Source organism: Sulfitobacter sp. UBA1132, assembly GCF_002311545.1.
Lineage (GTDB): Bacteria > Pseudomonadota > Alphaproteobacteria > Rhodobacterales > Rhodobacteraceae > Sulfitobacter > Sulfitobacter pontiacus.
This window is the reverse complement of the sequence record NZ_DCAN01000020.1, coordinates 17,370-38,374: the sequence shown is the minus strand read 5'-3', so window position 1 is coordinate 38,374 and position 21,005 is coordinate 17,370. Positions and strand designations below refer to the sequence as shown.

The 21,005-nt window shown below is 62.0% G+C and carries 22 protein-coding genes; 15 read left to right on the top strand and 7 right to left on the bottom strand.

All coding sequences use genetic code 11. The annotated features are described in order from the left end of the window. Nucleotides 1–11: 11 nt before the first annotated feature. Genes B4F27_RS16215 through B4F27_RS16205 form a run of 3 tightly spaced genes read right to left on the bottom strand, consistent with a single transcriptional unit; the run spans nt 12 to nt 4,337 of the window. Nucleotides 12–1,028, bottom strand: a complete 1,017-nt coding sequence (locus tag B4F27_RS16215) for a siderophore-interacting protein (protein ID WP_286760155.1) — start codon at nt 1,026–1,028, stop codon at nt 12–14. Further along, a complete protein-coding gene (locus B4F27_RS16210; protein ID WP_286760154.1) occupies nt 1,021–2,244 on the bottom strand; it encodes an MFS transporter in 1,224 nt (407 codons plus the stop codon). Before B4F27_RS16210 ends, B4F27_RS16215 begins: the two co-directional genes overlap by 8 nt. Further along, nucleotides 2,244–4,337 (bottom strand): TonB-dependent siderophore receptor, encoded by a 2,094-nt coding sequence (locus tag B4F27_RS16205; protein WP_286760153.1) that lies wholly within the window; start codon nt 4,335–4,337, stop codon nt 2,244–2,246. The genes B4F27_RS16210 and B4F27_RS16205 overlap by 1 nt, the downstream gene beginning before the upstream one ends. A 302-nt stretch (nt 4,338–4,639) precedes the next feature. Here B4F27_RS16205 and B4F27_RS16200 point away from each other — a divergent pair, with 302 nt between their 5' ends. Together B4F27_RS16200 and B4F27_RS16195 are read left to right on the top strand one after the other, a co-directional pair. After that, nucleotides 4,640–5,080 carry a hypothetical protein gene (locus B4F27_RS16200; protein WP_286760152.1) on the top strand — a complete coding sequence of 147 codons (441 nt, stop codon included), beginning with the start codon at nt 4,640–4,642 and terminating at the stop codon, nt 5,078–5,080. A gap of 109 nt (nt 5,081–5,189) precedes the next feature. Then, on the top strand, nt 5,190–5,663 hold the full coding sequence (locus B4F27_RS16195; RefSeq protein WP_005848741.1) for a Dps family protein: 474 nt from the start codon (nt 5,190–5,192) through the stop codon (nt 5,661–5,663). A gap of 45 nt (nt 5,664–5,708) precedes the next feature. On the opposite strand, the gene B4F27_RS16190 is transcribed toward B4F27_RS16195, so the two are convergent. Together B4F27_RS16190 and B4F27_RS16185 are read right to left on the bottom strand one after the other, a co-directional pair. Continuing rightward, complete coding sequence (locus B4F27_RS16190; protein WP_005848743.1) at nt 5,709–5,954, bottom strand: DUF1289 domain-containing protein; 246 nt, start codon at nt 5,952–5,954, stop codon at nt 5,709–5,711. A gap of 138 nt (nt 5,955–6,092) precedes the next feature. Further along, entirely contained in the window at nt 6,093–6,599 is a 507-nt protein-coding gene (locus B4F27_RS16185; protein WP_005848745.1) for a superoxide dismutase family protein, read from the bottom strand. 217 nt (nt 6,600–6,816) lie between these two features. On the opposite strand from B4F27_RS16185, the gene B4F27_RS16180 reads away from it, so the two are divergent. From B4F27_RS16180 to B4F27_RS16170, 3 genes are all read left to right on the top strand, one after another. Continuing rightward, nucleotides 6,817–7,170 carry a PRC-barrel domain-containing protein gene (locus B4F27_RS16180; protein ID WP_174226631.1) on the top strand — a complete coding sequence of 118 codons (354 nt, stop codon included), beginning with the start codon at nt 6,817–6,819 and terminating at the stop codon, nt 7,168–7,170. Between the two features lie 166 nt (nt 7,171–7,336). Next, on the top strand, nt 7,337–7,828 hold the full coding sequence (locus B4F27_RS16175) for an MgtC/SapB family protein (protein ID WP_074637142.1): 492 nt from the start codon (nt 7,337–7,339) through the stop codon (nt 7,826–7,828). Nucleotides 7,829–7,941: 113 nt separating this feature from the next. Next, nucleotides 7,942–8,238 carry a hypothetical protein gene (locus B4F27_RS16170; RefSeq protein WP_037953403.1) on the top strand — a complete coding sequence of 99 codons (297 nt, stop codon included), beginning with the start codon at nt 7,942–7,944 and terminating at the stop codon, nt 8,236–8,238. A gap of 82 nt (nt 8,239–8,320) precedes the next feature. On the opposite strand, the gene B4F27_RS16165 is transcribed toward B4F27_RS16170, so the two are convergent. After that, nucleotides 8,321–8,989, bottom strand: coding sequence for a L,D-transpeptidase (locus B4F27_RS16165; RefSeq protein WP_009824246.1), 669 nt, complete (start codon nt 8,987–8,989; stop codon nt 8,321–8,323). Between the two features lie 228 nt (nt 8,990–9,217). Between B4F27_RS16165 and B4F27_RS16160 the strand changes: the two genes are divergently transcribed. The 10 genes from B4F27_RS16160 (at nt 9,218) to B4F27_RS16115 (ending at nt 20,208) form a co-directional block, all read left to right on the top strand. After that, nucleotides 9,218–9,895: a gluconate 2-dehydrogenase subunit 3 family protein gene (locus B4F27_RS16160; protein WP_009824247.1), complete on the top strand. Its 678-nt coding sequence runs from the start codon at nt 9,218–9,220 to the stop codon at nt 9,893–9,895. 3 nt (nt 9,896–9,898) lie between these two features. Beyond that, nucleotides 9,899–11,680, top strand: coding sequence for a GMC family oxidoreductase (locus tag B4F27_RS16155; protein ID WP_286760150.1), 1,782 nt, complete (start codon nt 9,899–9,901; stop codon nt 11,678–11,680). Nucleotides 11,681–11,695: 15 nt separating this feature from the next. Next, the gene (locus B4F27_RS16150) at nt 11,696–12,442 is read left to right on the top strand and encodes a c-type cytochrome (protein ID WP_286760149.1); all 747 of its coding nucleotides are present in this window, start codon (nt 11,696–11,698) and stop codon (nt 12,440–12,442) included. A gap of 45 nt (nt 12,443–12,487) precedes the next feature. After that, complete coding sequence (locus B4F27_RS16145; RefSeq protein WP_286760148.1) at nt 12,488–13,105, top strand: DedA family protein; 618 nt, start codon at nt 12,488–12,490, stop codon at nt 13,103–13,105. Between the two features lie 77 nt (nt 13,106–13,182). Next, nucleotides 13,183–14,583, top strand: a complete 1,401-nt coding sequence (locus B4F27_RS16140; RefSeq protein WP_286760147.1) for an APC family permease — start codon at nt 13,183–13,185, stop codon at nt 14,581–14,583. An 11-nt stretch (nt 14,584–14,594) separates the two neighbouring features. Further along, the gene (gene coxB / locus B4F27_RS16135; RefSeq protein ID WP_286760146.1) at nt 14,595–15,581 is read left to right on the top strand and encodes a cytochrome c oxidase subunit II; all 987 of its coding nucleotides are present in this window, start codon (nt 14,595–14,597) and stop codon (nt 15,579–15,581) included. Beyond that, the gene (ctaD, locus tag B4F27_RS16130; RefSeq protein WP_286760145.1) at nt 15,578–18,145 is read left to right on the top strand and encodes a cytochrome c oxidase subunit I; all 2,568 of its coding nucleotides are present in this window, start codon (nt 15,578–15,580) and stop codon (nt 18,143–18,145) included. The genes coxB and ctaD overlap by 4 nt, the downstream gene beginning before the upstream one ends. Continuing rightward, the gene (locus B4F27_RS16125; protein ID WP_132998019.1) at nt 18,142–18,549 is read left to right on the top strand and encodes a hypothetical protein; all 408 of its coding nucleotides are present in this window, start codon (nt 18,142–18,144) and stop codon (nt 18,547–18,549) included. The genes ctaD and B4F27_RS16125 overlap by 4 nt, the downstream gene beginning before the upstream one ends. Next, nucleotides 18,546–19,130 (top strand): cytochrome c oxidase assembly protein, encoded by a 585-nt coding sequence (locus B4F27_RS16120; protein ID WP_286760144.1) that lies wholly within the window; start codon nt 18,546–18,548, stop codon nt 19,128–19,130. The genes B4F27_RS16125 and B4F27_RS16120 overlap by 4 nt, the downstream gene beginning before the upstream one ends. Nucleotides 19,131–19,143: 13 nt before the next feature. Then, nucleotides 19,144–20,208, top strand: a complete 1,065-nt coding sequence (locus tag B4F27_RS16115) for a c-type cytochrome (RefSeq protein WP_286760143.1) — start codon at nt 19,144–19,146, stop codon at nt 20,206–20,208. A gap of 15 nt (nt 20,209–20,223) precedes the next feature. Here the strand turns inward: B4F27_RS16115 and B4F27_RS16110 are convergent, their stop codons facing one another. Beyond that, nucleotides 20,224–20,907, bottom strand: a complete 684-nt coding sequence (locus B4F27_RS16110) for a YrbL family protein (protein WP_074637155.1) — start codon at nt 20,905–20,907, stop codon at nt 20,224–20,226. Nucleotides 20,908–21,005: the final 98 nt, after the last annotated feature.

The following is a 21,005-nucleotide window of genomic DNA, read 5'->3' as shown; positions in this document are numbered from 1 at the left end:
ATAACAGGGTTTTACCAAAAGGCCGAGATGTAAGACCGCTCGGCCGCGCCGCCGTACTCTTTCCACGTCTTGCGCACCTGCGTCGCCATCGCCTTTTGCCCCGCGAACCATAAAAACCCGTCCGCCGCAGATGAAACCGCGTCGCAGGCCGCCTGCCCCATCGTGGGACGCGCGGCCTCGCTGGCGATAACAACCTCCAGTCCTGTGTGCTTTGGCAGCGGATAATGTGCGGCATCTACATGCGATGGATACAGCATGATGCGCCCGGTCAGATCGGGGTTCGCCTCCATGATACGGGCGATGGCCGGAAAGGCGGTATCATCGGCAAATCCGAACACCGGCCCCGTGATCGTACAGCCGCCGCCCCCCGGTCCGGTGACAAGGATCTGCGTCCCCAGTTCAACGCTGCGCGCCCAATCGGTGGTACGCCCGCCTTCGTGGATAAAGAGATCAAACACCAACAACCCGTTTTCCCGATCCACCCGCCGCGCGGTGTAGACCGGCAGATGCAGCTTGTGCTCACCCTTGGGCCAGACCGTTGCCCCGTTCTCTCCGATGCGGGGCCATTGGGGGGTCTTGCCCGGTTGCGCGATGCCAAGGCGGAAATGGATCGCACTGTCAGAAAACCGCGCCACATCGCCCGCCAGCGTGACCCGCATAAACCCGCAATCCAGCATCTCGCGGTGCTGCACCGTCATCAACCGTGCGTTATCGGGCAAGGCACCCTGACGTATCCCATCCGACCAGCGGATCGCCTGCGCCGCATCGGGCATGACGCTGCCGATCTGATCCACCAGACTGTCCTTTAACGTCTGCAGAAAATCGGCGCGCGCGGTCGAAATCTCGGCCCTGCAATGGGCACCGGACGGGGCAAAGGCGATCCGCCCATAATAGGTGCCCACGACAATTCCCTGTGCGCCATCCTGTTCGACGTGCAGGTCATGCTCTGCCGCTTCGGCCAAGGTGGCCTGTCGCAGGGCGGCGAAGTTGACGCCGGGCAATTCGGTTTGTGCAGTGTGATCAGACATGGGCCACCCCCTGTTGCGGTGCGCGCTGCCCCGAGACCCGCCAGATCAGCGGCAATGCCGCAAGCGAGACGGCACAGGCCACACCAAAAAAGAAACCGTAACCAAGATGCTCGGCGATGACCCCGGCGACCATGCCCGAGACCATGCTCACCGCCGCATCCATACATTGGAACAAGGTAAAATCGACGCCCCCCTGCCGCGGGTCGGACCAGTTCATAAACTGCCCGTAAAGGGCGACGAACCCGAAAGCCATGACTGCCGCGCTGCTGACCATCGCAATCGGGGCCACCGTTGCAGCGGCTAAAACGCCACCCGCCGCCGACAGGCCAACCACCCCGAGGATCAGCGCCTGAAGCGCCACCGCGCCGGCCAGCACCACGCGGGTGCCAAAACGGCGCACCACTGCGCCGCCGGTCATCGCCCCCGCAAAACCCAAGGTCAGGCTGCCGACCCCGCTGAGCAGTCCAAGCTGACCCAGATCATAGCCCGCATCGATAAAGTAAGGCCCGAACATCCCCATCGCGGTTTTCTGCGCCACGACATAAAGCGCCGCGACCAGCAAACCCTGACGCACCTCGGCGCGGGCCAAGGCGGTTCTAAGCCGCGGTTGATGCGGTCGCGCCTGCGCGGTTTTCGCCCGCGCGATGATCGCAAAGGGGACGCAGAGCACAGCAATCACCGCCGCCATCCCCCATGCGCCCACCAGCCATCCGGCGCGGTCCACGAGGATCAGGAACACGCCCCCGCCGATCGCAGCCCCTAGATAGGCACCGCCCACCTGCGCCGCGTTGCCCCAACCGTATTGCGTCTCCTTCAACGCCGCCACGGCATAGCCGTCGCAGGCAATATCTACCGTGGCCGTCGCAAAGGCCGCCACCATCAGCACCGCCAGAACAGGCAGCACCGGCGACGGGCCGATCAGCCCCACCACGAAAAGCGCCGCGATCACCACCGCAGCGCCCAATGTTACAATCGTGACCGACCGGTCCCGCCCGCCGTCGGGCAGGCGGAACCGTTCAACCCTCGGTGCCCAAAGGAACTTGAGCGCCCAAGGCAACACCAGCACCGAGATCAACCCGATCTGATCCAGCGGCAGGTTCTGCGCGCGCAACACCCCCGGCAACCCCGACCATGTGACGCCCGCAATCACGCTTTGCGCGATATAGATGCCGCCGATCGCGCCGACGACACCCCAAGTTCCCTCAAGCCGCGCCATCAGAAGCGGTAGCTGACGCTGGCCGTCGCTGTGCGCCCTTCGTAGCGATAGCAATAGTCCGCGCTACAGGTCTGGTCGGTGTTGTCAAAGACGTTCTTGACGTTGATCTGCGCGCTCAGCCCGTCATAGCCGACTTCACCAAAGTCATAGGACATCGACAGATCGGCAAAGACCTCGGCATCGTTCTTGTAGGTATTTGCATCGTTGCCATAGCTTTCGCCGACATAGCGCAGACCCGCCCCGAAGCCAAAGCCCTTGAACGCCCCGCTTTGCGGCTCGTAAAAGCCCCAGATCGATGCGGTATGGTTCGGTGTGGCCGACAGCTGGTTGCCCACGGTGCCGGTCGACCCTGCCTCGATCTCCATATCCAGATAGGTATAGGCGCTGGTCACGCGCAAACCATTGGCAAAGTTGAACTGGCCTTCAATCTCCAGCCCGCGCGAGCGCAGGTCATAGGGCACCTGCACCTGGTTCAAGCCATTGAACGTGGCCGGATCAACCGTTTGGAAGACAACCCCGTCCTCTTGGCGGATGTCAAACAGCGACGCGGTGATCAGGCTTTCCGTGCCCGGCAGCTGGTATTTGACGCCCACTTCCTTTTGCAGCCCGCGCGTCGGCTCTGCTGCGCGGCCACTGTTGGGATCGCTGCTGTCGTCATAGACCAGCCCTGTGGTCGGCACGAAAGAGCTCGACACATTGGCATAGACCGACAGGTCGGTGTTGAACGCATAGCTCAGACCGACACGACCCGAGAACCCGTTGTGCGATGTATCGGTGCCGTTCTGATTGGCATCAAAGGTGGTCATGTCGACCCAGTCGTAGCGGCCGCTGAGGAACATCGTCCAGGGGCCGGAGCTCAGCTGGTCGTGCACATAGACGCCATACTGATACATTTCCTGACCGTTGGAATAGGGCTGATCCACCGCGTCCGTGTCGGCAGCAGAGACATAGCCGACACCGCCATAATAGGCGTCATAGGACGACTGCGTGTAATCGAAACCGGCCACAACCGTGTGGTCAAACGCACCGGTAGAGAAATGCCCCTCGGCATAGGTATCGACCGAGAAATTCTCGGAGTTCTCAAGGTAATGGCCCCAGTAGCGCCCGAAACCCGTGCCCGCCGCATAGATGCCGCTGAACTCAAGATCCGCATCCACTTCGGAATACCGCAGGTTCTGGCGCAGGGTCACGCCATTGTCCATCTCGTGCTCAAGCTCGTAGCCGACGCGCCATTGTTCGTTCACAAAGTCATTATAATCAGGATCGCCGACATAGATATCAGACGCTTCGCCCTGCGACGGGTTGTAGTAAGACGCCGTACCGCCGCGGGTTGATTCAGAATATTCTGTCAGTACGGTGATCTTGGTCCGATCCGTCAACTGATAGGTAAAGGACGGGGCCAGCAGCGCCAGATCGTCGCTATAGCCCGGCAGCGGCGTATCCGCATCCCGCGCCACACCGGTCAGACGATAGCTGAGCCGTCCGTCGGTGCCGACGGGGCCGGTGAAATCAAACGCCAGCTCTTTACGGCTGTCGGTGCCAAAGGTCAGCTTGAGCTCGTTATAGGCGTCGTCCTTGGGGCGTTTGGAAATGATATTCACCAAACCGCCTGCGCCGCTGACGCCATACATCGACGACGATGGCCCCTTCAGCACGGAAACCCCTTCGAACGTGTAGGGGTGGTTCTGGAACCACGCCGACGGCCCGTTCACCTGACGCAGGCCATCGCGGAACAACCCGTCATAATAGGCCGAGAAACCGCGCAGATAGACAGCGTCATAGCGCGAGTCGAAACCGAAGTTGGTGACATTCGTCCCCGAGGTATAGCCCAACGCGTCCAGCAGCGTGCGCGGCTCCTGATCTTCGATCTGGTCCTGCCCGACGGTGCTGATCGTTTGGGGGATGTCACGGATGGGGGTGTCTACGCGCGTGGCCTGACGCCCCGATTCGGCCACATACCCGTTTTGCAGCAGCGTCGCATCGCTTTCCGCCTCAAGCGTGAGCGTCCCCAGATCAAGCGTATCCGCCTCCTGCGCATAGGCGGGGTGTGATGCGGCCAGCGCGGCCACCAAGGCAATCCTTGAAATTTGCATGGAATTCTGTCCCTTACTGTTTTAGTCGGAAATGAACCGCCCCGCGGCTATTGTCAAACTGAAATAGTAAGGTATTCACTTGCGCGAGACCTAATCAGGTCGGCGCGTCGGGGCAAGCCGCTGCGTCACAAACTTGGCCGTCACAAGCGGCATCCTGCCTACACCCATGTATTTACATAATATTTTCAAATACCCCACTAAAACACTCCCCCTTGTCGGGGCGATGCTTATACCCTATAAATAAAGTAAGATATTCAACCGGACAGGCCCCAACCCTGCCCCATGTATGGACTTCTCTTGATATGGCATCTTTGGCGACCCTTCCGATCCTCGACCGCGACGACGCTCCGGCACAGGCTCCCGCCCCCCGTATCACCCCCGAACAACGCACCGCGCTGACCCATTTCCGGATGTCGGCGATGGCCTGCCGCGTCGCCGCGCGCACGGATCTTTACGAAGCCTGCGCCCTGCTCAGCCTTGATGGCGAGGACGCGAAACGCACATTTGTGGATACGCTGATCAAATGTCTGCCGAATGCGATCCAGCGCAAGGTCGTCTGGTGCGCGCCGGGCACAGACACGCTATCGTTTGACGAAGCCTGGATCCTGCGCTGCCTGACCAGCATCCGCGAGAACGATCCCGCCAGTCTCAACTTCCTGATCAAGTCGCGCGTGGCCCCTGCGGACCGACGCTATATCGGCTATCTTCTTGGCCAGATTTCCGAGCAGTTTTCTCAAGTTTAGAATAATTCCAAAAAGACCTTGGCAAACCGTTTTTGGTGTCTATGTTGAATGGACAGCAAGCTAGTACCGTGCCAGCCAGTCAGAATTTTAATCACTTGGGGACGAGAAAATGAACCAGACAGCAGCTGCTTTGACAACCGATGCAAAAACAGCAATCGCCGATGCATTGAACCAATGCGTTGCGGAAACCGCCGTGACGACAATGCTGGCGCAAAACTTTCACTGGAACGTAAAAGGTATGGGTTTCGGCCCGCTGCACGACCTGTTCCAGAAGATCTACGAAGACCACTTTGTCGCGCAGGATGATCTGGCAGAGCGTATTCGCGCCCTTGATGTCCATGCCGAAGGGATGCTTGCAGGCATGCTGAAGCGGTCCAAGATCAACGAACATGATGGCCACGCCAACGACAAGGAAATGATCCGCATCATGATGGAAGCGCAGGAAACGCTGGCCTCCACCATCGCGGGCGCGGGCCAATTGGCCGCCGACCACGGCGACACGCTGACAGAAGATCTGTGCATCGCACGCGGGACAGAGCACGAGAAATTCGCGTGGTTCCTGCGCGCACACCTCGCAGGCTAAATAGCCCGCCCGCTGATCCCGTCAGCACCCAAAATCAAATCGCGGCTAGAGAAGCTTCTCGGCCGCGATTTTGCGTTTTGCCAGCTTCTTGCGATAGGCCAGATCCCAATGGCTGTATTTGCCCAGACGTTCCTGTTGCGCGGTCAGCATCTGAACAAAGCCGACGCGGTGGCTTTCTTTTTTCAGCGACTTGAACATGGATTTCTGCGCCTTGGTCATCGAACACCCGATGCAATGGCCTTCGCGTTTGAACTTGCACACGTCGATGCAGGGGCTGGGTGTTTTTGCCATGGGAAACCTTGCTGATTGATCCGGCGGTTTGCCCCCTGCCCGCGCAGGGTGCCAGCGGTAGCCTATGCCAGCAAAAGCAAGGCCGCGCCAGTGGGGGCGCGGCCTTGGTCGTTCAAATCATCGTTTGCCGAAGGGGGATCAGGCGGGATCAGCACCAAAGACACCGCAGGCAATCCGGTCGCCCGCATCACCCGAGGGTTGCGAGCTGTAATCGTCCTGCCCGCCGTGGATAACAAAGGCAGCGCCGTCGTCATCCATCAGATGCTCTTCGACATTCAGGAACGGTAGGAACACTTCCTGCTCTACGGTGCCATCACTGCCCACCGTGACATTCGGCATATCTCCGGGGTGTGGGCCACCGGCGGTCAACACGCCATGCTCGCGGTCCCCCGCGATATGTCCGCCAGCGGATTTGAACCCGTCGCCCGAACAATCACCGGTTTCATGCAGGTGCACCGCGATGCCCCCTGCGGGCAGGTTGGACAGCGACAGTTTTGCCAGCGCCACGCCGGACTCGGTATCCTGAACCGTCACGGTTCCGACCTCTGCGCCCTCGGCATCCATAACCGGCGCAGTCGTCTCGGCGGCGAAAGCGGCGCTTGTCATCAGCCCGCAGGCAACGGCGGTGGTTAGTGCGAATTTCATTGGAATCTCCCTTTTCATGCTTGGGTTTGAACCGGCCAGCTGTGGTCGATTGATCAAAGACCAACCCGCCGCATTTACCCAAAGTTCCAAGCCCCCGTGCCCACACGGCCAAACCACGCGCATCGGCAGAAGTTAGCCGTCCGCCGAAGGACGCGGAACCGCCGCGCCGCCTCTATCGTTTCAACTACAGGTAACCACAACACAGGAGAGTTTCGACATGACTGCGACATCACATTCTAGCCTCGTATCTTCCTCTGACGTGAATGGTACGACTGTTTACAGCCGCGACGGCACGCATATCGGGTCCATTGATCATCTGATGATCGACAAGCAATCCGGCAAGGTCGCCTATGCCGTGATGGGCTTTGGCGGATTTCTGGGCTTGGGCGAGGATCACCACCCCGTGCCGTGGGGCAAGCTTGAATACGACACCACCAAAGAAGGCTTCGTGACCGACATCACCGAAGAGCAGGTCAAAGGCGCACCAACCCGCAGCGACGGTTGGGTGACAGACCGCGAATGGGAACGCCGGACCCACGAACACTATATGGTGCCGAACTACTGGATCTGATCCACAGAAGTTAACGACGCAGACCGTCCCCACATCGGGGGCGGTCTTTTTCTGTCACTGCCCTACATCCAGACCAATAGCTTTCAAGAGACCGGATTGCCCCTATGCCCAGTTCCGCCCCCTGCCCCCCTCTCCCGCACCCGTCTTGCGCGCAGGAGACACGCTGATGTGGGAGGATCTGCTGAACGAATTCGCCCTCGCCCCCAGCCTGCCCCTGTCGGTCGTTGTGGCCCGCACCCTTGCGACGGTGGTATTCTGCGGGCTGATCGGGCTTGAACGCGAAACCTCCAAACGGCCTGCGGGTCTGCGCACGCATATGCTGATCGGCCTCGCGTCGTGCATCTACTGCCTGCTGACCCTCGCCCTGCTCGCCCGCAGCGCCGAATTCGGCGACACCATCCGGATGGACCCCCTGCGTATCATCGAGGCGGTGACCAGCGGCGTCGCTTTCCTTGCCGCGGGGCTGATCGTCTTTTCCCAAGGCAAGGTGCGCGGCCTGACAACGGGGGCCAGCATGTGGGTCGCCGCCGCCGTTGGCGTGGCCTGTGGCTTAGGCGAATGGACGATTGCGGGCATGACCGTGATCCTCGCGCTGATCATCATCGCGCTGGTGCGCAAGCTTGAAAAACACGCGGGCACCTATGAAGAGCACGACTAGTCACGGCCATCGGCAGCAATGCAACAGTTTGTGACCCAGAAACACGCGCCCTTGTTTTACAACTCCGGCGAAATACCCTAGCTGCATAGCAAATTCATATGAGGAATATCACGATGAGCGTTCGGGTTTGGATTGCAGGCTGTGCCGTATTGGCGCTGGCTGCTTGTGCGGATGTACAGACCACCACTGACAAGATGACCAACGACCAAGGGTTTTTCACCGAGCTGCCCGAAGGGGTGCGCTTGGTGGCTGCCAAGAACCAGGATCTGACCGCGGTTAAGATCGACCCCAGCAACGGGTGCTACGTCTATCGCTACCGCGGGCCGGTCGAAACCACCTTCCTGCCCCTGCGCGCCGACAACGGCCGCCCGATCTGCACCCAAACGATCGCGGCTGCTGCGGCGGGCTAATCGCGCCCCGCGTCGTGACGTAAAAAGGCCGCCCGAAGCATCTCGCTTCGGGCGGCCTTTTCATGTCTGCAAAGGTCCCGACTTAGGTCGCAGCCGTCACCAGCTCTTCCGGCGGGTACAGGACCGCGCGCGATCCGGTGTTCACGTTCTCGTACAGATCGTTGATATGCGCCATGATCATCCGCACGCAGCCAGAGCTTGCACGCCCGCCGATCGATTGCGGGTTAGGCGACCCGTGGATGCGCAGATAGGTGTCGCGGTTACCGACAAAAAGATACAGCGCGCGTGACCCCAAGGGGTTCTGCGGGCCTGCGTCCATCCCATCGGCGTGTTGTTCATAAAGCTCTGGATCGCGGCGGATCATGTTCTGCGTCGGCGTCCAGGTTGGCCATTTCGCCTTGCGCTTGATCGAATAGGTGCCGGGCTCGTACAGGTTACCCCGCGCAATCGCCACGCCATAGCGCATAGCCGTGCCATTGTCCTGAATGTGATACAGATACCGCGCGACCGCATCGACGTGGATATCGCCCGGCGTCAGACCGGGGTTCGCCTCTACCAGTTGGGGCAGAAAGCGGGGCGCGACGCCCCAGGGGTTCGTCGTTGCAGGATCGTAGCCCGCTGGCGTTACCTGCGCATCCCATGCGTCCCACATCGACTTGTCTGTCGTCGCAGCGGCGGCGAGACTGGGGGCCAGAGGGGCAGAGAACAACGCGGCAGCGGAGCTGGTGATAAAATGGCGTTTGGTCAGCATGCGTGCACGCTCCTATTTAGTTAGTGCTTGACGATGTAACCCCCAATAGCGCGACCCAGTTCCCAAGAACCAGTCACATGGCTGTGTGAGTTTGTTTCGGCCCGCGCAAACTAGACCGCCCCCGGCAGAAACGCCACGACTAGTTTCGCCAAAATTTTTTGCAAAACTGCGGAACATCTCGCTCACGCGGGCGTTATTTAGACAAATGACCAATCATTTGGGTTTCGTATGCCAACGTATTCCAGACGATCAGTTCTATTCGGCTTCGGTGCCGCAGTCGGCCTTGCGTCCCTGCCGCGCCATGCCTTTGCCGCCCTCGATGGCACCCCCTTCACCTTCCTGACCGATCCCGAGGCCCGAAGCCTCGCACTGCTGTGTGACACGCTGATCCCGCAGGATGATTTCCCCTCGGCCAGTCAGGCCGGCGTGGTCGATTTCATCGACCTGCAACTCGCGGGCGGATATGGGCGCGGGGAACACCTGTATATGGACGGGCCCCACCCCCAAGGCACGCCCGAGCAAGGCTATCAATCCCCCCTACGCCCCGCCGAGCTCTGGCGCGAGGGGCTGGCAGCGATGCAGACCGTCATCGGCCCGCTTGACGGACAACCGCAATCCGCGCTCGACCAGCTGATGACCGGCCTGTCCGAGGATAGGCCCGCGCTCGCCGGTCGTGTCGGGGCCAAAACCTTCTTTACCGAACTCCACGCCCTGACGAACCAGGGCTATTTTGCCGACCCGATCTATGGCGGCAACAAGGGCTATGCCGGTTGGCATATGGTCGGCTTCCCCGGGGCCTTCGGCTATTTCACCGACACGGTCGACGCCCACAATCGCCCCTACCGGCAGCCCCCTATGGGCATCGGGCATCAACCGGGCACAAGCGACTTCAACTGGGAAAGGTAGATCATGGCACGGCGGCTGGCGAAAACAGATGTGGTCATCATCGGGGCCGGTTGGACGGGTCTGACAGCTGCATATGAACTTGCCCACGCTGGCAAACGCTGTGTGGTGCTGGAACGCGGATCCTACCGCCACGACGCCGATGATTTCGCCGCCCCCAAGGAACATGACGAACTGAAATATGCGGTGCACCACGCGCATATGATCAACACCCGCAAAGAGACCCTGACCTTCCGCAACATTGCCAGCCAACGGGCGCTGCCGATGCGCAGGCTCGGGTCGTTCCTGCCCGGTGCCGGGCTTGGCGGCGCGGGCATCCACTGGAATGGCCAGCTTTGGCGGCCTCTGCCCTCTGACCTCGAGATGCGCAGCCATTACGAAAACCGCTATGGGGCCGACTTCATCCCCGATGATCTGAATGTGCAGGATTGGGGCGTCACCTATGACGAGCTTGAGCCCCATTTTGATTTCTACGAGAAAATCTGCGGCACCTCCGGCACAGCAGGCCAGATGGCTGACGGCCCGCGTGAAGGCGGCAACCCCTTCGAAGGCCCCCGCAGCGCTGATTATCCCAACCCGCCCATGCGCCAGCCCATCGGCCCCACCAAATTTGGCGAGGCGGCGCAAAAGCTCGGCTATCACCCTTTCCCCATGCCCGCCGCCAACGCCACCAAGGAATACACCAACCCCTATGGGGCCAAGCTGCATCCCTGCACCTATTGCGGCTTTTGCGAACGTTTCGGTTGTGGCTACTACGCCAAGGCCGACCCGATCATCTGCGTCTTTGACCAGATCAAATCCCACGACAACTTCGAGATCCGCTATCAGGCGCAGGTCCTGCGCGTCGAGAAGTCAGAGGACGGCAAGACCGCCACCGGTGTCACCTATCTGACCGACGCGGGCGAAGAGGTGTTCCAGCCCGCCGATATCGTCTGCATGAACGCCTATGGCCTGTGGAACGCGCATCTGATGCTGGTCTCCGGTCTGGGTAAACCCTACGACCCGAAAACCCGCACGGGCACCGTGGGCCGGAACTATGCCTATCAGACGATGGCAGGCGTGAACGTGTTCTTTGAGGATCAGGTGGTGACCAACCCCTTTATGGGGGCGGGGGCGCTTGGCACGGTGATCGACGATTTCAACGGCGACAACTTTGACCACAGCGATCTGGGGTTTCTGGGCGGCGGCTATATCGCCTGCACGCAGACCAATGGCCGCCCGATCAACTACCAGCCCACGCCAAAAGGCACGCCCGCATGGGGCGCCGACTGGAAACGTGCGGTGCGCGAGAATTACCTGCACCACGCCAGCCTGACCGTCCACGGGTCATCCATGGCGACGCCCGATAACTACCTTGACCTCGATCCAACATGGAAAGACGCCTATGGCCGCCCGCTGCTGCGGATGACCTTCAACTTCCCCGAAAACGACCGGCGCATGGCCGACTATGTGATGGGCAAGGCGCATGAGATCGCGCGCAATATGGAGAACGTGACATCCACCTCCGCCAGCAACCGCGCGGCAGAGGGCAGTGACTATTCCATCGTGCCCTATCAGACCACCCATAACACCGGCGGCACGGTTATGGGCACGGACCCGACCACCAGCGTCGTGAACCGCTTTGGCCAGATGTGGGATCATCACAACGTCTTTGTCTTTGGCGCAGGGCTGTTTCCGCAGAACCTTGGCTACAACCCCACGGGGCCGCTGATGGGCGTCGCCTATTGGACGCTCGATCACATGAAGAACGACTATATCGCCAACCCGCGCCCGCTGATGGACGCCTGAAGCAGAGGAGCCCCCATGAACATCCCGCACCGCCCCCTGCTCTGCCTCGCCCTCGCAGCCCTTTTGCCCGCGCTGGCCACCGCGCAGGCGATCCCTGCGGATCAGCCCTATGATACGGCGCGCGATCTGTTCAACATGACGGTCGATACGCCGCCCGACGCCGACACGCTGGCACGGGGGCAGGCCATCGCCCTGCAAGGCGCGGGCGATGTGCAATCCTGCGTGACCTGCCACAGCGTTGATGGTCAGGGGGACGGGTCGGGCAGCTTCCCGCGGCTGACCGGACAACCGGCGTGGTATCTTGACAAGCAGCTGGACGACTATGCCAGCGACGCGCGGCCCGACGACCTGATGACGCCCGTCGCGCAATCCCTCTCTGAAGACGACCGCGCCGCGGTCAGCGCCTATTACGCCTCTCTCGCCGCACCGCTGCGGGTGGCGCGCGGGCAGGTCTCGGTACAAGATATCCAGAAAGGTGCCGCCATCGCGCGGGCCGGGTCGCCCGACAAGGGCCTGCCCGCCTGCACCAACTGCCACGGGCCCGACGGCACGGGCAACCCGCCCTCGGTGCCCTATCTTGCCGGTCAATACGCCAACTACATGGTGCTGCAACTGGACCGCTGGAAACGCGGCCAGCGGGACAATGACTTTGGCGGCATGATGTCCGCCATCGCCCGCAAAATGACCCCCGAGGATATGCGCGCCATCAGTGAATACTATGAACGCGTGGCCAACCCGCTGACGACGAAAGACCCTCAATGACGCTCAACGCCCCCTCCCCCGCAACGCAACAGAACCGGAAACCCCATGTTTGACTGGATCACCGGCCTGCTGGACGCCGCAGGCTATCTGGGCGTCGCGTTTCTGATGTTCGCGGAAAACGTCTTTCCGCCCATCCCGTCCGAGCTGATCATGCCGCTGGCGGGGTATCTGGCCTATCAGGACCAGATGAACTTTGTCGGCGTGGTGATCGCGGGCAGCATCGGGTCGCTGGCGGGCACCTACCTCTACTATATCATCGCGCGCAAGATCGGGCGCGACCGCGTGCGGCGCCTTCTGGAAAAGCATGGCCGCTGGCTCACCATGTCCCCCGAGGATCTTGACCGCGCGTCGGACTGGTTCGACCGCCACGGCAATCTGGCCGTGCTCATGGGGCGCATGGTGCCCGCGATCCGCACATTGATCTCGGTGCCCGCGGGGCTGACGCCGATGCATCACCTGCCGTTTCTGGCCTTCTCGCTGGCGGGCACGGTGATCTGGAACACATTGCTGACCGGGCTCGGCTACGCGCTCGGGTCGCAATACGATCTGGTCGCGGACTACATGAACCCCGTGTCCAACGTTGTCATCGGCGCCTTGGTGCTGACCTACATCTACCGCGTGATCCGCAAGAAAGGCGGCAGCGCACAAGACGCCACGGGCTAGCCGTCGCTACGGGCGTGAACTGGTGACGGCTGTGATGTCGGGGCCACGCCCCCGGCAAGGGGGGAAGGGAGTGTCCCATGACCAAGGATGTTTCAAAGGCGCCGGATCAAGACGGCGAGAAAACCGAACTCAAACGCGTGATGGGGCCCGGCTTGCTGCTGCTTTTCGTGGTGGGCGATGTCTTGGGCACAGGGATCTACGCGCTCACAGGCGAAGTCGCGGCAAAGGTCGGCGGCATCGTCTGGCTGCCGTTCCTCGTGGCCTTTGTCTTGGCCACCGTGACCGCCTGCAGCTACCTTGAACTTGTCACCAAATACCCCAAGGCCGCCGGTGCCGCGCTTTATACGCAAAAGGCTTTTGGCGTGCATTTCCTCACCTTCCTTGTGGCTTTCGCTGTGATGTCGAGCGGGATCACCTCGGCCTCTACCGCCTCGCAGGCTTTTGCCGAGAATTTCGGCAAGAGTTTCGGTCTGGGCGACGGGGCCTTCCTGATCACCGCCATCAGCATCGGCTTTATGGTGCTGCTGGGGCTGATCAACCTGCGCGGCGTCGGCGAAAGCGTGAAGGCAAATGTGGTGCTCACCTGCATCGAACTGACCGGCCTGCTCATCATCATCATGATCGGGGCCGCCGCGCTCATGGGCGGGCAAGGCGATTTCGGCCGCGCGTTCGATTTCAGCAGCGCCGGAGAGCAGGGCCTGTTCTGGCCCGTGATCGCTGCGACCACGCTGGCCTTCTTTGCGATGGTCGGCTTCGAGGATTCCGTGAACATGGCCGAAGAGGCCAAGAACCCCTCGCGCATCTTTCCCAAAGTCCTGCTCGGCGGGCTGCTGATCACCGGCGTGATCTATCTTCTGGTGTCGATCACCGCCATTGCCCTTGTCGACGCAAAGGCCTTGGGCGAAGGGGCCACCCCCCTGCTCAAGGTCGTCGAAGCCGGCGCGCCCTGGTTCCCGCTCAGCGTCTTCGGCATCATCACCATGTGCGCCGTGGCGAATTCCGCGCTGATCAACATGCTGATGGCCAGCCGCCTGCTGTACGGGATGGCGCAGGAAAAAGTCCTGCCCTCCATTCTGGGCAAGGTGCTGCCCAAGCGGCGCACGCCCTATACGGCCATCGTCTTTACCACCGGGCTGGCGATCGCGCTGATCACCTTTGTCGGCGCGGTGCCTGATCTGGGGGGCACCACGGCGCTGCTGCTGCTTGCGGTGTTCACGCTGGTCAATATCGCCGTGCTGGTAGTGCGCAGCGATACGGTGGACCACGACCATTTCACCAGCCCCCTCGGCCTGCCCTATATCGGCGCGATATCTTGCGCCTTTTTCGTCGGCCCGTGGACGGGGCGCGACAGCGTGCAATACCTGATCGCCGCGGTGCTGATCGGCTTGGGTGTGGTGCTATGGGGTGCGACCGTGTTCTACATGAAATCAAAGGGGCAAGACCCGCTTGCCTCGGACATGGACAAATTGTCAGAGTGAAAGGAGCCCCCTTGCAATACCCTTGGCGCATCTATGCAATCGCCCCGGCCGCCCTGCTTCTGGCAGGCTGCGAGGGGCGTCAATCCGTGCTGGCCCCCGCCGGTCAGGACGCGGCGGATGTGCTGAACCTCTTTTGGGTGATGCTGGTCGGCGCGGTGATCCTGTGGGGGCTTGTCGCGCTGCTGTTCGTCTATGTCACACGCATCAACCCCGGTGCCATGCGCCGCCGCACCGCCGAGATGCTGATCGTCGGCGGGGGCATCCTCTTTCCCGTGGTCCTGCTGGGGGGGCTGCTGATCTATTCCCTGCCGCTGATGGGACCGACCCGCGCCGAAGGGGACGGGCTGGTCGTGCGGGTCACCGCCGAACAATGGTGGTGGCGCGTCGAATACCAACAGCAAGGGGAGACCAGAACAATCGTCTCGGCGAATGAGCTCCGCCTGCCCGCCGGTGCCCGGACCGAGCTTGTGCTGAACGCGCATCGGGTGATCCACTCCTTCTGGGTGCCGGCCCTTGGCGGCAAGACCGATATGTTCCCGGGGCGCGAAACCCGCATGACCCTCGCGCCCACCGATCCCGGCATCTACCGGGGCCAATGCGCCGAATTCTGCGGCGCCTCCCATGCGTTGATGGCCTTTGAAACCGTGGTGATGCCGCCCGATGAATTCGACCAATGGCTGAGCGCAGAGGCGCGCGATGCCAAGCCGCCCCAAGGCGCGCTGGCCCAGGCCGGCGCGACCCTGTTCCTTGATGAAGGCTGCGGCGCCTGCCACAGCATTCGTGGCACCAAAGCCATCGGCAAGACCGGCCCCGACCTGACCCATCTGGCAAATCGCCACTCGCTTGCCGCAGGCACCCTTCCCTTGAACGCGCAGGCCATCGCCACATGGATCGGCCACACCGACACGATCAAACCCGAGGTCAATATGCCCACCTATGACTTCCTGTCCGACGACGACCTCGCGGCGCTCGCCGCCTATCTGGGGGGGCTGGAATGACCCGCAGATACCCCGATGTGCTGGACCCCGAAGGCACCTACCCCCCGACCGAGGATATGCTCGCCGAACCCGTCCCGCAGGAGGTTCAGGAGGCGCAGAAAAAACGTCTGCGTGCGGCTTGGAAAACGCCGCAAGGCTGGCGCTACTGGTCGGCGGTGAACAACACCGAGGTCGGCATCTGGTACACGATGACCGCGTTCTTTTTCATGCTCTGTGCGGGTATTCTTGCGGTGCTCATGCGCACCCAGCTTGCCGTGCCCGAGAATGATTTCCTCGACGCCGACCGCTATAACCAGTTCTTCACCATGCACGGCTCGGCGATGATGTTCCTCTTTGCCGTGCCCATGTTCGAGGCGATCTCGATCCTGCTGCTGCCCGGGATGCTGGGGGCGCGCGACATGCCGTTCCCGCGGCTCAGCGCCTATGGCTACTGGTGTTTCCTGATCGGCGGCATCTTTGTCTTCGGGTCCATCCTGTTCGATTCCGGCCCCAAGGCGGGCTGGTTCATGTACCCCCCGCTCGCCACGAAGGAAGAAGGCATCGGCCCCGATATCTGGCTTTTGGGCCTCTCGTTTATCGAGGTCGCCTCCATCGCCGCGGCGGTCGAGCTGATCGTCGGCGCGCTCAAATGCCGCCCGCCGGGGATGCGCGTCAACATCATGCCGCTCTACGCTTGGTATGTGATGGTCGTGGGCGGGATGATCCTCTTCGCCTTCCCGCCGCTGATCGCGGGGGATTTCCTGTTCGAACTCGAACGCTCCTTCGATTGGCCGTTCTTCGATCCCGTCCGGGGTGGCGACCCGATGCTCTGGCAGCATCTGTTCTGGATTTTCGGCCATCCGGAGGTCTACATCATCTTCCTGCCCTCCATCGCGATCGCCGCGATGATCGTGCCCACCGTCGCCCGCACGCCCATCGTGGGCTATTCGTGGATCGTGCTCAGCGCGGTCGGCACGGGGTTCTTGTCCTTCGGGCTGTGGGTGCATCACATGTTCACCACCGGCCTGCCCCAGATCAGTCTGGGGTTCTTCTCTGCGGCGTCCGAGGCCGTGGTGATCCCCACCGGCATCCAGCTTTTCGCCTTTGTCGCGACGCTGATGGTGGGACGGGTCAAGATGACCCTGCCGATGCTCTGGATCGCGGGGGCGCTGGCGATCTTTGTGGCGGGCGGTCTGACGGGCGTGATGCTGGCCATCGTGCCCTTCAACTGGCAGGCGCATGACAGCTACTTCGTCGTGGCCCACCTGCATTACACACTGTTCGGCGGCATGGTCTTTCCGGTCATGGCGGGGGTCTATTATTTCTTCCCCTTCTTCCGCAAAAAGCTACTGTCCGAAACCCTTGGCCGTTGGGCCTTCTGGCTGATCTTTGTGGGCTTCAACGTCACCTTCCTGCCGATGCATCTGACCGGGCTCAAGGGGATGCCGCGCCGGATCTTCACCTATCCGGGCAGCGCGGGCTGGGACTGGCTCAATATGATGTCCACCGTGGGGGCCTATATCACCGCCGCAGGCTTTGCCGTCTTCGTTTACGACCTGCTGCGGCCCAAAGCGTATCAGGGGCAGATCAAGCGCAACCCTTGGGGCGGCGGTACGCTGGAATGGGCTCATGACGTGCCCGAAGAGGCATGGGGCAACCGTTCGGTGCCCTATATCACCTCGCGCTACCCCCTGTGGGACCAGCCCAAACTGGTCGAGCGTATGGACGCGGGCCGCTACTATCTGCCCGACGCCCCCGAGGGCAAACGCGAGACGCTGATCACCTCGGTCATCGACGCGAAACCGCTGATGGTGCAGCGCGTCACCGGCCCCGCGTGGATCACCATGCTCGCCGCGTTCTTTACCGGCGGTGCGTTCATCTTCCCCACCTTCCACATCTACGAACCCGCCATCGTCTGCGGCGCCTTCGCCATTGTCTGCGTGCTCTACTGGCTCTGGACCAGCACGGCACAGGTGCCGGATCAGGAGCGTAAGGACGTGGGTCTTGGCCTCAGCCTGCCGACCTACGCCTCGGGGCCGACCTCTGTCGGGTGGTGGGCGGTCTGGATCACGATGCTGGGCGACAGCACCGCCTTCGCCAGCCTCGTCTTCGGGTTCTTCTTCTACTGGACCGCGCGCCCGGACTTTATCACCATCGGAGCGGACCACGCGACGGGCGCCGCCGTCGCGCTCGGGGTTACGCTGTTTGTCGTCTCATGGGCCGCGACCGTGCTCGCGCGCGAGGTCAATAAACGCAGCCATATCACGCTGGCACGCCTCGCATTGGCAGGGGCCGCAACCTGCACCCTCGGCGGGGCGGGGCTGATCATCGTGTCGGTCCTCGATCTTGAGCCCACGACCCATGTCTACCCCGCGACCATGTGGGCGCTGATGGTCTGGCTGGTGGCGCATTCCGTGCTGGGGATCATCATGCAGCTTTACGCGCTGGCAGGGTCGATCTTTGGCAAGGTGACCCCGCAATATGACGCCGATCTGTGCAACGTGACGCTGTTCTGGCACTTCATGGTGCTGACCGCACTGGTCACCGGCTTTATTCTGGGCGTGGCCCCAAGGTTGCTGGCATGAACCAGATCTCCACCGAAGAAGAGCAAGAGGAATTCCACGAGGAACAAGACAGCCTCTGGCGGCTCGCCCTCAGCCCCACGCTTTGGGCGCTGCATTTCGTGATCTGCTACGGTGCCACAACCGTATTCTGCGCCGATCACATCCTCGGCGTGGATTACCTCAGCACGCTGCGCCTCGGCATCGGGCTGCTGACCATAGGCGTTCTGGCGGCGATCGTCTGGCTGGGCTGGGGCGCGTGGCGGCAATGGGATGTGGTGCGCGACCGCGAATGGGAAAACGACGCGGGCAACAACGAGGACCGCCACCAGTTCATGGGCCACGCGGCCTTCCTGCTGTCGCTGATCTCGGCGGTCGGGGTGATCTATGTCTCGCTCCCCGTGCTCCTGATCGCCAGCTGCGCATGACCCGCGCCGCGACATATCTAGGGTTTGTCCTGCTTGGCCTGCTCTGGCTGGTGCCGCTGGAACGGCTGACCGGCGCCGCCTTCCCCGTCCATATGCTGCGCCATATGGGGCTGGTCGCCGTGGTCGCACCGCTGCTCGCCTTCGGACTGGGGGACCGGCTGCGCTGGCTGATGATCTCTCCGCTGATCGCAACGGTGCTTGAATTCATGGTGGTCTGGGCATGGCATCTGCCGCAGCTGCACGGGATGGCCTATCTGCTGCCCGCGGGCTTTGCGCTGGAGCAGGGCAGTTTCCTGATCGTCGGACTGCTAGTCTGGGTCAGCGCCCTGCGCGCGCACAACGGGCTGGCAGGGGCCGGATCGCTGCTGCTGACCTCGATGCATATGACCCTACTGGGGGCGCTGCTGATCCTCGCCCCCCGCGATGTCTTTGCCGAGATTTGCGGCCGCGCCGCCGACCTTGGCGGGCAACAACTGGGCGGGCTGCTGATGCTGGGCATCGGCACACCGGTCTATCTGATCGCCGGATTGTGGCTGGTGGGCCGTGACCTGCGCAGCACCGACACCGCACCCCAAACGTAACGGAGCAAACGCAATGAGAACTGTGATCAAAACCCTGATCGTTCTGGCCCTGCTGGGGGCTGTCGGCGCGGTGACCATCGTGGGGCTGGGGCTGTTCAACGTCTCTGCCCGCGCGGGCCATATTCCGGGCGTGTCCTGGGTGCTGCACACCGCCTATCGCCAGTCGGTCAAACTCCGCGCCCCCGACGCCGAACAGGTGCCCGACCTGTCCGACCCCGATCTCGTCGCCCTCGGCGCGGGGCATTTCGACAGCGCCTGTAGCTTCTGCCACGCTGCCCCCGACCGGATCCACTCCGCCACCGCCGACGCCATGTCGCCCGAACCGCCCCATATCACCGACGCCGTCGCCGACTGGCAGCCGCAACATCTGTTCACCATCGTCAAGGATGGCGTCAAGATGAGCGGCATGCCCTACTGGCCCGCCGAAAACCGCGAGGACGAGATCTGGGCCATGGTCGCCTTCCTCACCCATGTCCGAAAGATGGAAGGCGCGGGCTTTGACGCGCTGCTGGCGTCAGACGCACCGGCCGACGACACCGCGCTGACCTATTGCGCCACCTGCCACGGCGCGACGGGCGACAGTCAAGGCAACGGCCATATCCCCCGCCTCGATATCCTCGACGAAGGATACATGCAGGACGCAATCATCGCCTATCGAACGGGCGCGCGGGACAGCGGCTTTATGGCCCATGCGGCAACGCAGCTCCCCCCCGATGACCTGACCCGTGTGATACGCCACTATGCCGCATCCGCGCCCGATGGCCCGACCCCGACAGCCCCCCTACCCCCGGCAGAGCTTGAGCTGATGGAGCAAGGGGCCGGCGTCGCCGCCATCGGCAATATCGACGCGCCGTCTTGCGCGTCCTGCCACGGCCCCGGTCTGGACCAAACCAAACCCGGCTTCCCGCGCATCAGCGGCCAGCCGCGCCCCTATCTGGCGCAGCAGCTGAAGCTTTGGCGCGATGGCACACGCGGCGGCGGCCCCCGCAAAGAGCTGATGGAAAAAGCCGCCCGCAATCTGTCAGATGCCGAGATAGAGGCGCTGGCGCTGTATTATTCCCAGCTTCCGGCGGAATAAGCAAAAAGAGTAACCTTAGTCGAGCGCACCAGAATCTGCCCGCAGAAACATCTTTTTGCGGCGCGACCACCGGAGCCCGACGTCACGTGCCGTACGCTCCATCCCGCGGTGCAATCCATAGTGGCGCAGAAACGGTATCCAAGACGGCAGCTTGGTCACGCTGTGATCGCCAAAGCCGTCCACGATCAGCGGTCGCCACGTCCCGTCCTGCTCGCCCCAAACGATGTTTCTTGGGCCAACGTTCGGCGCAACCACCCCAAGCGCAAACATCGCGCGGGAAAAGTCGTTCAAAGCTTTCAGCGCCGGCGTATCCAGCAGGTCCTGTGCAATGAATTCATCCAGCGTCAGCCCCAGCCCGCCTGTCGCCGGCCCCACACGTTGCATCAAAAGGCCCAACCCGTGATCGGTGCGCATGATGCCATTGGTGGACGCGATCGGCGACGCATGCCCCATCTGGTAGCTGCGAATTCGTATGGTGATGTCGTGGTTCACCTCGCGAAACAACGCGCGATGCGGTGCCATGGGAAAATGCTTGTGCAGAAACGGTTTTATGCCGCCGCGCGCGGACTCGCTGACGGGCCTTAGCGGGACTTTGACAACAAGGTCATCAGGTGCCGTGACCGAAAAAACCGCCCTGTCCTCCTCTCTTCTAAGAAGAGTGCCGGTTTCATTATGAATGAGTTGAACTGTTGCTGACATCTATACTTATTATCTTTAGATCTGGGCACTTACTAACCGTCGCACGCTATGGCGAATCCGTAACCTAAAGTTGCGGCCCGAGTCAAAAGGTATCTCTT

Excerpts from the sequence above, each read along its gene's own strand:
- B4F27_RS16195 (WP_005848741.1), top strand. The coding sequence starts at position 5,190 with ATGAACCAGACAGCAGCTGCTTTGACAACCGATGCAAAAACAGCAATC.
- B4F27_RS16175 (WP_074637142.1), top strand. The coding sequence starts at position 7,337 with ATGTGGGAGGATCTGCTGAACGAATTCGCCCTCGCCCCCAGCCTGCCC.
- B4F27_RS16180 (WP_174226631.1), top strand. The coding sequence starts at position 6,817 with ATGACTGCGACATCACATTCTAGCCTCGTATCTTCCTCTGACGTGAAT.
- B4F27_RS16155 (WP_286760150.1), top strand. The coding sequence starts at position 9,899 with ATGGCACGGCGGCTGGCGAAAACAGATGTGGTCATCATCGGGGCCGGT.
- B4F27_RS16200 (WP_286760152.1), top strand. The coding sequence starts at position 4,640 with ATGGCATCTTTGGCGACCCTTCCGATCCTCGACCGCGACGACGCTCCG.
- B4F27_RS16215 (WP_286760155.1), bottom strand. The coding sequence starts at position 1,028 with ATGTCTGATCACACTGCACAAACCGAATTGCCCGGCGTCAACTTCGCC.
- B4F27_RS16210 (WP_286760154.1), bottom strand. The coding sequence starts at position 2,244 with ATGGCGCGGCTTGAGGGAACTTGGGGTGTCGTCGGCGCGATCGGCGGC.
- B4F27_RS16110 (WP_074637155.1), bottom strand. The coding sequence starts at position 20,907 with ATGTCAGCAACAGTTCAACTCATTCATAATGAAACCGGCACTCTTCTT.
- B4F27_RS16125 (WP_132998019.1), top strand. The coding sequence starts at position 18,142 with ATGAACCAGATCTCCACCGAAGAAGAGCAAGAGGAATTCCACGAGGAA.
- B4F27_RS16165 (WP_009824246.1), bottom strand. The coding sequence starts at position 8,989 with ATGCTGACCAAACGCCATTTTATCACCAGCTCCGCTGCCGCGTTGTTC.
- B4F27_RS16115 (WP_286760143.1), top strand. The coding sequence starts at position 19,144 with ATGAGAACTGTGATCAAAACCCTGATCGTTCTGGCCCTGCTGGGGGCT.
- B4F27_RS16205 (WP_286760153.1), bottom strand. The coding sequence starts at position 4,337 with ATGCAAATTTCAAGGATTGCCTTGGTGGCCGCGCTGGCCGCATCACAC.
- ctaD (WP_286760145.1), top strand. The coding sequence starts at position 15,578 with ATGACCCGCAGATACCCCGATGTGCTGGACCCCGAAGGCACCTACCCC.
- B4F27_RS16145 (WP_286760148.1), top strand. The coding sequence starts at position 12,488 with ATGTTTGACTGGATCACCGGCCTGCTGGACGCCGCAGGCTATCTGGGC.
- B4F27_RS16120 (WP_286760144.1), top strand. The coding sequence starts at position 18,546 with ATGACCCGCGCCGCGACATATCTAGGGTTTGTCCTGCTTGGCCTGCTC.
- B4F27_RS16140 (WP_286760147.1), top strand. The coding sequence starts at position 13,183 with ATGACCAAGGATGTTTCAAAGGCGCCGGATCAAGACGGCGAGAAAACC.
- B4F27_RS16190 (WP_005848743.1), bottom strand. The coding sequence starts at position 5,954 with ATGGCAAAAACACCCAGCCCCTGCATCGACGTGTGCAAGTTCAAACGC.
- B4F27_RS16170 (WP_037953403.1), top strand. The coding sequence starts at position 7,942 with ATGAGCGTTCGGGTTTGGATTGCAGGCTGTGCCGTATTGGCGCTGGCT.
- B4F27_RS16160 (WP_009824247.1), top strand. The coding sequence starts at position 9,218 with ATGCCAACGTATTCCAGACGATCAGTTCTATTCGGCTTCGGTGCCGCA.
- B4F27_RS16150 (WP_286760149.1), top strand. The coding sequence starts at position 11,696 with ATGAACATCCCGCACCGCCCCCTGCTCTGCCTCGCCCTCGCAGCCCTT.
- B4F27_RS16185 (WP_005848745.1), bottom strand. The coding sequence starts at position 6,599 with ATGAAATTCGCACTAACCACCGCCGTTGCCTGCGGGCTGATGACAAGC.